The sequence below is a fragment of the Erwinia sp. HR93 genome (assembly GCF_034555055.1).
Classification (GTDB): domain Bacteria; phylum Pseudomonadota; class Gammaproteobacteria; order Enterobacterales; family Enterobacteriaceae; genus Apirhabdus; species Apirhabdus apintestini.
Genome location: NZ_JAXUDP010000001.1, coordinates 344,652 through 357,583 on the forward strand (window position 1 = coordinate 344,652; position 12,932 = coordinate 357,583).

A 12,932-nucleotide genomic window follows, 5' to 3' on the forward strand; every position below is an offset into this window, starting at 1 on the left:
CAAAACGCCGTATGTTACCAAAATTACCGCAAACCACTGCGATTTTTTCTTGCGATGTGCCGCTATATTATCGGCATGATGCGAGTATAGTCTTGAGTAAGAATTTTCAAAAAAATATGTCATACATCAACAGGAACCGTTTATGAAGGCACTTCTCCTTGAACAAAAAGATAAAAACACACTGGCGGCGGTAAAAGAGATTGATGAAAGTTCGCTGCCGGAAGGAGACGTAACCGTTGAAGTCGAGTATTCCAGCCTGAATTATAAAGACGCGCTGGCCATTACCGGCAAAGGAAAAATTATCCGTCAGTTTCCGATGGTGCCGGGCATCGATTTCGCCGGACGGATCCGCCACAGTGAAGATGTTCGCTTTCATGCGGGACAAGAGGTGTTACTGACCGGCTGGGGCGTAGGCGAAAACCATTGGGGCGGTCTGGCCGAACTGGCACGCGTGAAGGGAGACTGGCTGGTGCCTCTTCCCCAGGGGCTTGATTGCCGTAAGTCGATGATTATTGGTACCGCCGGGTTTACCGCAATGCTGTGCGTCATGGCGCTTGAAGATGCAGCAATTACCCCTGCAAGCGGTGAAATTTTGGTTACCGGCGCCAGCGGTGGCGTTGGAAGCACCGCCGTCGCCTTATTAAGCGCCCTGGGCTATACCGTCACCGCTGTTTCTGGCCGCGAAAGCATGCATCCGTATCTTCATCATCTTGGTGCCAGCACAATTTTGGATCGCAGTGAATTCGCCGCAGCGCGCCCGCTGGAAAAGCAGCGCTGGGCCGGAGTGATTGATACTGTAGGTAATGAAATGCTCGCTGCGGCGCTGGCGCAAACTCAGTACGGCGGATGCGTTGCTGCATGCGGACTGGCCGGCGGCTTCGCGCTGCCAACAACGGTCATGCCTTTCATTCTACGTAATGTTCGCTTACAGGGCGTGGATTCCGTGATGACACCGTCAATGCGGCGCCTGGAAGCCTGGCGCCGCCTGGCAAGAGATTTGCCTGAGGCGTTTTTCACCGATGTGGCCACGGAAATTACGCTTAGCGAAACGCCGCAGCATGCGCAGGCGATAATGGAAAACAGCGCGCACGGGCGTATCCTGGTAAAGATGAAATAATTGTTTACCGCTCCAGGCGTTTTTTATTCGCGCTTCCGGTCTTCGGCAACCATGCTTAATACATGCGAACTGGCCGGAATTAAACCATGAAACGAAACCGCCTCACTGAAGCCGATGTCACCGCCGAATCGGCTTTTTTTATGCAGCGTCGGCGTATACTCCAGGCGCTGGGATTAACCGCTGGCGGCCTGGCTCTTCCTTCTGTTGCCAAAGCCGACTGGCTTGACTGGTTTAGCGGGCACGACAAGCCGCTCGCTCCGGCGGGCAAAGCGCTAACCTATTCCCGCCCAAAACAGTGGCAGGCAGATTTTCCTCTCACGCCAGAAGATAAAGTCACCGGCTATAACAACTTCTATGAATTCGGGCTTGATAAGGCCGATCCGGCAGCGAATGCCGGCATGCTGCACACGCAGCCGTGGACGTTAACCGTCGGCGGCGAAGTCAATAAACCTTTTACGCTTTCATACGATGAACTCACTACCCGCTATCCACAGGAGGAGCGAATTTACCGCCTGCGCTGCGTTGAAGCATGGTCAATGGTGATTCCATGGGTAGGTTTTCCGCTTGCCCGCCTTATCAAACAGGCCGATCCTACCGGTCGTGCAAAATATGTTGCTTTTCAGACGCTCTATCGCCCGGAAGAAATGCCGGGACAGAAGGATAGGTTTATTGGCGGAGGGCTGGAGTATCCGTACATAGAAGGGCTGCGCCTTGACGAGGCGCTGCATCCCCTCGCGTTATTGGTTACCGGGGTTTACGGTAAAGCACTACCGCCGCAAAACGGCGCGCCTATTCGACTGGTGGTTCCCTGGAAATATGGTTTTAAAGGGATTAAATCGCTGGTGAGTATCCGACTGGTTAGCGAGCGCCCTGCAACAACGTGGCATTCATCCGCGCCAGGTGAATACGGTTTTTACGCAAACGTGAATCCCCACGTCGATCATCCCCGCTGGTCGCAGGCTTCGGAGCGCGTCATTGGTGCAGGCGGCATCCTGGATGTAAAACGGCAGCCGACGCAGTTATTCAACGGTTATGCCGAGGACGTTAGCGCGCTCTATCATGGGCTGAATTTACGGGAAAATTTTTGATTATGCGCCTGACGCTCCCTCAACTACGCATGCTGAAGTCACTCCTGCATTTGCTGGCGCTGTTACCGTTAATATGGCTGTTCTATGCCGTAAATCATGGGCAATTCAGCGCCGATCCGGCAAAAGATATTCAGCAGTTTACCGGCAGAATGGCGCTAAAATTGTTGCTATTAACGCTGGCTATCTCTCCCGTGGCGCGTTATTTGCGACAGCCTGTGCTTATCCGCATGCGCCGCCCGGCAGGCCTTTGGTGTTTTGCCTGGGCGACATTGCATATGACCAGTTATGCCCTGCTGGAATTGGGGGCGAACAACCTGAATTTACTTGGACGAGAGCTGGTATTGCGACCCTGGCTCACGCTCGGGCTGCTGAGTTGGGTAATTTTGCTCGCATTAACTTTCACCTCAACCCAGGCAGCGCAGCGTAAGTTAGGCAGACGCTGGCAGCAGTTGCACTACGCCATTTATCTGGTCGCAATCCTCGCACCGGTTCACTATATATGGTCCGTAAAAGTCCTTTCTCCCCAGCCGCTCATCTATGCCTGTATTGCAGCCATAATGCTGGCGTTCCGTTATAAAACATTCCGCCGCTGGTGGCGTCTGTAGTGAATTCGCAAGCGCATATGGATTATTTACGGTTGATAATCTTCCCTGATAAGACCAGTATTTAGCTGCTAACTGTAGCGAAATAGATATAATGTGCCCCCTTAACTCATCGTCGGTCAGCTTTTCGCCGCACCGGGGGTGACAAGCAGACACTGAAGGTATATTTTGTAACTTCATAGAAGTTCGCAGGAGATAGCAGCAAAATGGCGGGTAAATTTCAGATTTTACTTTTGAACGGCCCCAATCTTAATATGCTCGGTACCCGTGAACCCGAAAAATATGGGTCGCAAACGCTTGAGGATATCGTGAATGGCCTGACGAAAGAAGCTGAAAAACTGAACGTCTGCCTCGAACATCTGCAATCAAACGCTGAACATGTGCTGATCGACCGAATTCATCAGGCTAAAGGGACGATAGACTATATCCTGATTAATCCGGCCGCTTTTACGCACACTAGCGTGGCTCTACGCGATGCGCTGCTGGCTGTGGAAATCCCGTTCATTGAGATCCATTTAAGCAACGTACACGCTCGCGAGCCTTTCCGCCACCACTCCTGGCTCTCTGATATTTCCAGCGGGGTTATCTGTGGTCTGGGCGCCGATGGTTATTCATGGGCGCTGCAAACGGCGGTGAAACGTTTGTCACAATTACACTAACAAAGAGTACGGAACCCACTCATGGATATTCGTAAGATAAAAAAACTGATCGAACTGGTTGAAGAATCAGGAATTGCTGAACTGGAAATCGCCGAAGGCGAAGAGTCCGTGCGCATTAGCCGCGCGGTCATCAACCAGCCTATGCCCATGATGCAGCAAACCTACGCAGCTCCGGTAGCACAGCCGCAACAGCCTGCCCTCTCTACCGCAGTCGCGCCAGCGCCTGTAGAAGCGCCAACAACGTCTGAAATCAGCGGCCATATCGTGCGTTCACCTATGGTAGGTACGTTCTATCGCACGCCAAGCCCGGAAGCAAAAGCCTTCGTAGAAGTTGGTCAGCAGGTTAAAGTCGGCGACACACTGTGCATCGTTGAAGCAATGAAAATGATGAACCAGATCGAAGCTGACAAAGCCGGCGTAGTGAAAGCCGTTCTGGTAGAAAGTGGTCAACCGGTTGAATTTGACGAGCCGCTGGTCGTCATCGAATAACGAGGCGAACATGCTGGATAAAATTGTTATCGCAAACCGTGGTGAAATAGCTCTGCGTATTTTACGTGCCTGTAAAGAGCTGGGGATCAAAACCGTCGCCGTACACTCCACGGCGGACCGCGATTTAAAACACGTGTTGTTGGCTGACGAAACCGTATGTATCGGCCCGGCACCGTCTGTAAAAAGCTATCTGAATATCCCGGCTATCATTTCTGCCGCCGAGATAACTGGCGCCGCGGCGATTCATCCGGGCTATGGTTTTCTGTCTGAAAACGCAAACTTTGCTGAACAGGTAGAGCAATCAGGCTTTATCTTTATCGGCCCGCGCGCCGAAACCATTCGCTTGATGGGCGATAAAGTGTCGGCCATCAGCGCGATGAAAAAAACCGGCGTCCCATGCGTACCTGGCTCCGACGGCCCGCTGGACGACGATATGGATAAAAACCGGGCCATTGCAAAACGCATTGGCTACCCGGTGATTATTAAAGCTTCCGGCGGCGGCGGCGGGCGCGGTATGCGCGTAGTGCGCAGCGACGCAGAACTGGCGCAGTCCATTACCATGACGAGAGCGGAAGCGAAAGCTGCTTTCAATAACGATATGGTATATATGGAAAAATACCTCGAAAATCCACGCCACGTGGAAATTCAGGTATTAGCAGACGGCCAGGGAAGCGCTATTTACCTGGCTGAACGCGACTGCTCCATGCAGCGCCGTCACCAAAAAGTCGTGGAAGAAGCGCCGGCTCCGGGCATTACGCCAGAATTACGCCGCTATATTGGCGAGCGCTGCGCTAAAGCCTGCGTGGAGATTGGCTATCGCGGCGCCGGTACTTTCGAATTCCTGTTTGAGAACGGCGAGTTCTATTTCATCGAAATGAACACCCGTATTCAGGTTGAACATCCGGTGACCGAGATGATAACGGGCGTTGACCTTATCAAAGAGCAATTACGTATCGCCGCAGGCCTGCCACTGACTATTCGTCAGGAAGATATCGTCATTCAGGGGCATGCCATCGAATGCCGTATTAACGCGGAAGATCCCAAGACCTTCCTGCCCAGCCCGGGGAAAATCACGCGCTTTCATGCGCCCGGTGGCTTCGGGGTGCGCTGGGAATCTCATATTTATTCCGGTTATACCGTGCCGCCTTATTATGACTCCATGATAGGCAAACTTATTTGCTTCGGAGAAACCCGTGAAGTCGCCATTGCCCGGATGCGCAACGCTTTGCAAGAGCTGATTATTGACGGCATTAAGACCAATATCGAGCTGCAAATGTACATTATGGAAGATGAAAACTTCGAACACGGCGGAACCAATATCCACTATCTGGAGAAAAAGCTGGGTCTTCAGGACTAAGCGTTAACGCCTCTCTTTCAGGGCCGGATTATCCGGCCCTTTCTTTTTCGTCTCGTTTTGCCTTAATGTACAATCGCATTTTTCCAGAATTGACGGGGAATAGACTTGGATAATCGTTTTGTTCAGGCCCACAAGGAAGCGCGCTGGACGCTCTGGCTCACCATACTCTATCTGGCTGCCTGGATTGCAGCCGCATGGATTCCGGACTCCGCCATCGGCCCTACCGGCCTGCCACACTGGTTTGAAATGGCGTGTCTGATTACTCCTTTTCTTTTTATTTTACTTTGCTGGCTCATGGTGCGTTTTTTATTTCGGGATTTCCCGCTGGAGGATGAGCAGCATGCAGACTGAAATTATTATTCCACTTATTGCCTACTTATTGGTGGTTTTTGGGCTGTCGCTGTGGTCCATGCGTCGCAGGCAAGCGGGTAACTTTCTCAACGAATACTTTCTCGGCGGTCGTTCGATGGGCGGTTTTGTGCTGGCCATGACGCTCACGGCAACGTATATCAGCGCCAGCTCGTTTATCGGCGGGCCCGGAGCCGCCTATAAGTACGGTCTGGGTTGGGTGCTATTGGCCATGATTCAAGTGCCTGCGGTGTGGCTATCGCTTGGCGTTCTTGGGAAAAAATTCGCTATTCTCGCCCGTCGTTACAATGCGGTGACGCTCAATGACATGCTTTATGCTCGCTACCACAGCAAGCTGGTAGTTTGGCTGGCGGGAGTTAGCCTGCTCGTCGCGTTCATCGGCGCAATGACGGTGCAATTTATTGGCGGAGCCCGTTTACTGGAAACCGCCGCAGGGATCCCATACCAGCACGGCCTGTTAATTTTCAGCGTCAGTATCGCGCTGTACACGGCCTTTGGCGGGTTTCGCGCCAGCGTACTCAATGACGCCATGCAGGGGTTGGTAATGCTTATTGGCACTGTTCTCCTGCTTATTGCGGTCATTCACGCCGCTGGAGGAACAGGAAAGGCCGTTGAAACGCTGACGCATATCGATCCTAAACTGGTAACCCCACAGGGCGCTGACGATATTTTGAACCCACGTTTTCTGGCCTCTTTTTGGGTGCTGGTTTGCTTCGGCGTTATTGGTCTGCCGCATACTGCGGTGCGCTGTATTTCTTATAAAGACAGTAAAGCCGTACATCGGGGCATTATCCTGGGTACGATAGTGGTGACGATATTAATGCTGGGGATGCATTTGGCAGGCGCGCTGGGACGCGCGGTGATTCCCGATCTCACCGTCCCCGACCAAGTGATACCGACATTAATGGTGCGGGTGCTGCCACCCGTGGCGGCAGGTATTTTTCTGGCGGCGCCAATGGCGGCTATTATGTCGACCATTAACGCCCAACTATTGCAGTCATCGGCCACGATAGTTAAAGATCTCTGGCTAAGTCTTCATCCCGAACAGGCACAGCATGAAACTCGGTTAAAAAGGATGTCGACAGGAATTACGCTGCTTTTAAGCACACTGCTGCTTCTGGCTGCGTGGAATCCGCCACAGATGATTATTTGGTTAAACCTGCTGGCATTTGGCGGGCTGGAAGCCGTCTTCCTGTGGCCGCTTGTTTTAGGGCTTTATTGGGAGCGTGCTAACGCCGCAGGAGCGCTGAGCGGAATGATTACGGGCGGTGTATTGTATGCCATCCTGGCAACGCTCCATGTTGAAATCGCAGGTTTCCATCCCATTGTGCCCGCGCTTTCTCTTAGCCTGTTGAGCTTTATTATCGGCAATCGATTTGGTTTACCATCCGCGTCGATGCCTGTGACTTCTGACGATAAATAAAAGAGTTTTTTCATGCCATGGATCCAACTGAAAGTTAATACTACCGGCGCTGATGCGGAAGCGCTGGGTGATGCACTAATGGAAAGCGGTGCCGTGTCGGTCACTTTTCAGGACACGCATGACACGCCGGTCTTCGAACCGCTACCGGGCGAGACGCGCCTGTGGGGAGATACTGACGTTATTGGTTTATACGACGCCGAAAGTGATATGAAAGCCGTCATCGCGCAACTGGAACTTTCTCCGCTGCTGGGACAACATTTCCCTCATAAAATTGAACAACTGGAAGATAAAGACTGGGAGCGGGAATGGATGGATAATTTCCATCCCATGCACTTTGGCAAGCGCCTGTGGATTTGCCCAAGTTGGCGTGAGGTGCCTGACGCAAGCGCCGTTAATGTCATGCTCGACCCCGGGCTTGCTTTTGGTACAGGAACACACCCCACAACATCACTCTGTCTGGAGTGGCTGGACGGACTGGATTTAACCGGAAAAACGGTTATCGATTTCGGCTGCGGTTCCGGCATCCTTGCTATTGCTGCGCTAAAGCTTGGTGCTGCGCACGCTATCGGTATCGATATTGATCCGCAGGCTATTCAGGCGAGTCGTGACAACGCGCAGCGTAACGGCGTTTCCGACAAACTAGAACTATGGCTGCCACAGCAGCAGCCGGAAGGTCTTAAAGCAGATGTGGTAGTTGCCAATATTCTGGCCGGTCCGCTACGCGAACTGGCACCGCTTATCGGTGTGCTTCCTGTTAGCGGCGGTCATTTAGGGCTCTCCGGTATATTGGCAAGCCAGGCAGAAAGCGTCTGCGCCGCATACAGCGCACAGTTCCAGCTCGATCCCATTGCAGAAAAAGAAGAGTGGTGCAGAATTACCGGGATTAAAAAATAAGATTTATTACCTTAATGCGGCCTAAACGGGTCGCATTATTTCCGCTCTCGATTCTTTCGCTTTCCGCTAGTATTGCCTGGGTTTAACTCGTTGATTTGCATTTTTAAAACATAAAATTCAATGGATGAATACTATGGCTAAGAAATTTAATCGCATCATGCTATTAACGCTCGCTCTGTCTCCACTGGGAGTTTCGGCAGCACACTGGGGATATGAAGGACAAGAGGCACCCGAGCGCTGGGGCGACCTTGACGCCGCATGGCAAACTTGCCATCAGGGGCGAAATCAATCTCCTATTAATATTACACATACGCAGCCTGCGCATTTGCGCCCTCTTCAGGCCCGCTATTCCAGCGGCCCGGATAGCCTGCTGAACAACGGGCATACAATCCAGGCAAATTTCTCTGAGAATAACAACAAAAATACCCTTTCTCTCGATGGAGAAACCTTTGTCCTTAAGCAATTTCATTTCCACGCCCCGAGTGAAAACACTATTCACGGCAAACATTATCCAATGGAAATGCACTTAGTTAACCAAGATGCTGATGGAGAGATAGCCGTTGTTGCCGTCATGTTTGAGGTCGGTAACACAAACCCTGAGCTAGAAAAACTCTGGCACGTTATGCCTCCAGAGGCAGATAAAAGCAGCGCGATAGAAACTACTATCAACCTTAATGCACTTTTGCCCAAACAGAAAACGTACTGGCGCTTTAGTGGTTCACTTACCACACCACCGTGCACGGAAGGGGTGCGCTGGATGGTATTAAAACATCCCCTAACTCTTTCTCGCACGCAGCTTGAGCTGTTTACTAAAACAATGCGTCACGCGAATAACCGCCCGGTTCAGAAATTACACGGCCGCGTAGTTATTGAGTAAAGTGACGGGCAGGGGCTACCTGCCCGTCTCTTCTTACTTCATCCCCATAAATTTCAGTATTTATAGCCCATTCCCTTAATTTCCTGGAGAAAAAACCAAAACAGCACCGAAACCGAATTGAAGTTAACTTTTTGATTAATAAAACTTATTAAGTTTAAGCCCACCCTCCCAGGAAGATTCTTTGATCTACGACATCGGATTGTTCAAAGTTTGGCCTTTCATCTCGGGCAAAAAATGCGTAATATACGCCGCCTTGCAGGCACAGTATGGTCATTTCTTAAGTCATGCGCATCGGACACTACCAGCTTAGAAATCGCTTGATAGCAGCGCCTATGGCCGGTATCACAGATCGGCCATTTAGAGCGCTATGTCATGAGATGGGAGCCGGTCTTACTGTTTCTGAGATGATGTCGTCTAACCCAGAAGTTTGGGCAAGTGATAAATCTCGTTTACGTATGGTACATGTGGATGAGCCTGGAATACGCACCGTGCAAATTGCCGGTAGTGTTCCTGAAGAAATGGCGGAAGCCGCGCGCATTAATGTGGCCAACGGCGCTCAAATTATTGATATTAATATGGGTTGTCCGGCAAAGAAAGTGAATCGAAAACTGGCAGGTTCTGCTCTCTTGCAATACCCGGAGCAGGTGAAACGGATCCTCACCGCCGTGGTTGGAGCGGTTAACGTTCCTGTTACGTTGAAGATTCGAACCGGCTGGGCGCCTGAGCATCGCAATTGCACAGAAATAGCCCAGCTGGCCGAAGATTGTGGTATTCAGGCACTGACCATACATGGTCGTACCCGAGCCTGTCTGTTCAAAGGCGAGGCTGAATACGACAGCATTCGAGCAGTTAAGCAGTTAGTTAATATTCCAGTTATTGCGAATGGCGACATAACTGACCCGCAAAAAGCCAGAGCCGTGCTCGACTATACAGGAGCAGATGCTCTTATGATCGGACGTGCGGCTCAGGGGAGACCCTGGATCTTTCGGGAAATCCAGCATTATCTGGACACTGGGGAGCTGCTGTCCCCGCTGCCATTAGCAGAGGTTAAGCGCTTGCTTTGCGCGCACGTTCGGGAACTTCACACCTTTTATGGTGAAGTGAAAGGTTACCGAATAGCGCGAAAACACGTCTCCTGGTATCTACAGGAGCACGCGCCCAGTGACCAGTTTCGGCGCACATTCAACGCCATTGAGGATGCCAGCGAACAGCTGGAGGCGTTGGAGGCATACTTCGAAAATTTTGCGTAAACAGAAATAAAGAGCTGACAGAACTATGTTCGAACAACGCGTAAATTCTGACGTACTGACCGTTTCTACCGTTAACTCCCAGGACCAGGTGACTCAAAAGCCTCTGCGTGACTCGGTAAAACAGGCACTGAAGAACTATTTTGCTCAATTGAACGGTCAGGACGTCAATGACCTCTATGAGCTGGTACTGGCTGAAGTAGAACAACCTTTGTTGGACATGGTGATGCAATACACCCGCGGTAACCAAACCCGCGCTGCTCTCATGATGGGCATCAACCGCGGCACTCTGCGTAAAAAGCTAAAGAAATATGGCATGAACTGATTCTCAGGAATGCTTTAAAAAAGGCGCCTACCATTCGGAGGGCGCCTTTTTTGTTGCCCTCCTCCAACCGCCCCCATAAGGCTATAGCTGAAGAATGCCCATGACGAAATATCTCTGCTTACTCACCACAAGTAAAAAGCGGTAAACAGATATGGTGCCATACAGTTCATTACTGTATATTTTTGTTGCGAATATCACATAGTCTGAACCCCAAATAGATCTCTGACAGTTAAATTGGACAAGAAGCTTTACTGGGCAATCTGCATTCTCTGCGCAATAAGTGATTGTGAGGTTCTGATGTTAAATGTCTGGCCAAATCGTGTGTAATAATCCCGCCGAAAACATCAATATCGCTCCCAATCGGTCATTTGAAAGGCCGAAACACCATCGGCTCTACAATGATTCTCCAATATAAGAAAGACGCTACTTGGCAACCATGTTTGTTCACGTGGCTAGTTTGTTGATACCGACAGGGGTGAACGAAGCAATAGTCAGGTTGTATGAATCAGCCGATATATAAGGCATCGGGAGAAAATATAACAACAACATGAAACACAGGTAGAATTGTCGGAGTTAATGAGCGGAAAGTAACTTTCGCTTACTTATAAGGTGTATTAGCTCAGACCTGATCTGACAGTTACCGGTTATTTATACAGGTATATGTCAGATTACATCTGGCTTAAATTCTTCTCAGTCCAGATGCGCTTTCCATCAAGTAACGTTTCCATTGGCGTACGACCACAGCACATTTTCCCCTGATGGGTTCGCTCATTATTATAGTGAGCCAGCCATTCATCAAGATCGCCATATAACTTTTTGCGGAACGTCACCTGATAAAACTCGTTCAGTATCGTTTTATGGAACCGCTCGCAGATGCCATTGGTCTGCGGTGACATTGCCTTCGTTTTCGTATGCTCAATGTCATTTATCGCCAGATAAAGCTGATAATCATGCTGTTCCACTTTACCGCAATATTCTGCGCCTCTGTCTGTCAGTATCCTCAGCATTGGCAGGTTCTGAGACGCATAAAACGGCCGCACACGGTCATTTAGTAAATCAGCCGCAGTAATCGGTGTTTTGGTGACATAAAGCTTGCAGTGAGCCACCTTTGAGTACGTATCGACGAACGTCTGCTGGTAAATACGCCCGGCACCTTTCAGATTGCCGACGTAAAATGTGTCCTGCGAACCCAGATAACCCGGATGAGCGGTTTCAATCTCACCACAGGCCTCGTCATCGCTGGCTTTACGCTCCAGTGCAGCGATATGGCTGTCGGTCAGTTCAATGCCATCGCGGGCCACTTTCTCTTCCAGCGCTTTTAGGCGTTTTTTGAAGTTCTCAAGGTTATGGCGTAACCAGACAGAACGAACACCACTGCCGGAGATAAAAACACCCTGTTTACGCAGCTCGTTACTGGTCCGGTGCTGACCGTGAGCGGGGAATGCGACAGCATAATCAACAACAGCCCGCTAGGTTGCCTCATCGGTACGGTTCTTAAGGTTAGGAGCGCGACGGCTGTGATTTATCAGCGCATCTACACCGCCTTCACCGGCCAGTTCTCGGTAGCGATAAAATGTATCACGTGAAACGCCCATGATTTTGCAGGCTTTGGATACGTTGCTGAGTTCTTCAGCCAGATTAAGCAAGCCGGCTTTGTGTTTGATGACGGGATTGGTAGTATGAAGCATGAGAGTTACCTCGTATTTTGTATAAGGATTCGACACCCATATCAAAACCGGTAACTCTCAACCTTTCAAGGCCATGTGTCAGATCAAGTCGTGACTAATACATATAAGGAACTTTTTAAAGCCATCCTATCATCAGAAAGTCGTCTTATTGCTGGCGTGCTTACGTGAACGAGCACCGCTGCTGGCGTCCTCAAATGATATGGATAAACAATTTATTCCTGCCCTTGTGGACTAGAAAGGATAGGGACCTAAGTCGATATTTAGACCCAAACACTTTTACGTATCTTGCTGTACCGCATATTCACACTGATACTTTTTATTTATATAACATCGAACATTTAATAAATAACCCGCATCTTAGACAACCGGTGTATTTTCACAGTCCTGCATCAAACCTTGACCCACTGGCTGTCAACCTGACCGAGCGATCCGAAAATCGCTAAATATCTACCGACAGGTAGTGTAAACCATCTAAAATCGGGCGCTAACGACTCTACCTTCAGCGACTAGTGTAAGGAAATTTCTCACCCGACAGAGACTTAAGGTTAAGCATGGAAATTGCCTCTTTCGCTAGCCATGCTAGCGCTTTCCTTTTCCACCCTGGGCAATACCAAAACATAGGATTTTGCTACATCAGCAGTATGATGTGCCAAGACAGCGTATTCGTTTCCTACCTACATACTCAGCTGCATAAGGAATTAAGAATATGCCTAGCAGAACCTATACTGAACAAGTGAAAACCACATATCAACACCTTCTTTAAGTGATTTGTTGCCTTTAAAACCTGGGACAGCCAG

General features: G+C 50.1%; 12 protein-coding genes and 1 pseudogene. 12 read left to right on the forward strand and 1 reads right to left on the reverse strand.

Features of this window, described 5'->3' with window-relative positions; all coding sequences use genetic code 11:
- Positions 1 to 142: 142 nt before the first annotated feature.
- The 12 genes from SFA31_RS01615 (at position 143) to fis (ending at position 10,447) form a co-directional block, all read left to right on the forward strand.
- Positions 143 to 1,117, forward strand: coding sequence for an MDR family oxidoreductase (locus tag SFA31_RS01615; RefSeq protein WP_322836423.1), 975 nt, complete (start codon positions 143 to 145; stop codon positions 1,115 to 1,117).
- Between the two features lie 86 nt (positions 1,118 to 1,203).
- A complete protein-coding gene (gene msrP, locus SFA31_RS01620; RefSeq protein WP_322836424.1) occupies positions 1,204 to 2,205 on the forward strand; it encodes a protein-methionine-sulfoxide reductase catalytic subunit MsrP in 1,002 nt (333 codons plus the stop codon).
- A 2-nt stretch (positions 2,206 to 2,207) separates the two neighbouring features.
- Positions 2,208 to 2,810: a protein-methionine-sulfoxide reductase heme-binding subunit MsrQ gene (gene msrQ, locus SFA31_RS01625; protein ID WP_322836425.1), complete on the forward strand. Its 603-nt coding sequence runs from the start codon at positions 2,208 to 2,210 to the stop codon at positions 2,808 to 2,810.
- Positions 2,811 to 3,013: 203 nt separating this feature from the next.
- Positions 3,014 to 3,466: a type II 3-dehydroquinate dehydratase gene (aroQ, locus tag SFA31_RS01630; RefSeq protein ID WP_322836426.1), complete on the forward strand. Its 453-nt coding sequence runs from the start codon at positions 3,014 to 3,016 to the stop codon at positions 3,464 to 3,466.
- Between the two features lie 21 nt (positions 3,467 to 3,487).
- A complete protein-coding gene (gene accB / locus SFA31_RS01635) occupies positions 3,488 to 3,955 on the forward strand; it encodes an acetyl-CoA carboxylase biotin carboxyl carrier protein (protein WP_322836427.1) in 468 nt (155 codons plus the stop codon).
- Positions 3,956 to 3,965: 10 nt separating this feature from the next.
- Entirely contained in the window at positions 3,966 to 5,312 is a 1,347-nt protein-coding gene (gene accC / locus SFA31_RS01640; RefSeq protein ID WP_322836428.1) for an acetyl-CoA carboxylase biotin carboxylase subunit, read from the forward strand.
- 105 nt (positions 5,313 to 5,417) lie between these two features.
- Entirely contained in the window at positions 5,418 to 5,663 is a 246-nt protein-coding gene (locus SFA31_RS01645) for a YhdT family protein (RefSeq protein WP_322836429.1), read from the forward strand.
- Positions 5,653 to 7,104, forward strand: a complete 1,452-nt coding sequence (gene panF, locus SFA31_RS01650; RefSeq protein WP_322836430.1) for a sodium/pantothenate symporter — start codon at positions 5,653 to 5,655, stop codon at positions 7,102 to 7,104. Before SFA31_RS01645 ends, panF begins: the two co-directional genes overlap by 11 nt.
- A 12-nt stretch (positions 7,105 to 7,116) precedes the next feature.
- A complete protein-coding gene (gene prmA, locus SFA31_RS01655; RefSeq protein ID WP_322836431.1) occupies positions 7,117 to 7,998 on the forward strand; it encodes a 50S ribosomal protein L11 methyltransferase in 882 nt (293 codons plus the stop codon).
- Positions 7,999 to 8,131: 133 nt separating this feature from the next.
- Positions 8,132 to 8,875 (forward strand): carbonic anhydrase, encoded by a 744-nt coding sequence (locus tag SFA31_RS01660; protein WP_416208312.1) that lies wholly within the window; start codon positions 8,132 to 8,134, stop codon positions 8,873 to 8,875.
- A gap of 284 nt (positions 8,876 to 9,159) precedes the next feature.
- Entirely contained in the window at positions 9,160 to 10,125 is a 966-nt protein-coding gene (gene dusB, locus SFA31_RS01665; RefSeq protein ID WP_322836432.1) for a tRNA dihydrouridine synthase DusB, read from the forward strand.
- Between the two features lie 25 nt (positions 10,126 to 10,150).
- On the forward strand, positions 10,151 to 10,447 hold the full coding sequence (fis, locus tag SFA31_RS01670; protein WP_000462905.1) for a DNA-binding transcriptional regulator Fis: 297 nt from the start codon (positions 10,151 to 10,153) through the stop codon (positions 10,445 to 10,447).
- A 668-nt stretch (positions 10,448 to 11,115) separates the two neighbouring features.
- On the opposite strand, the pseudogene SFA31_RS01675 reads toward fis, so the two are convergent.
- Positions 11,116 to 12,135: pseudogene (locus SFA31_RS01675) on the reverse strand (IS481 family transposase).
- Positions 12,136 to 12,932: the final 797 nt, after the last annotated feature.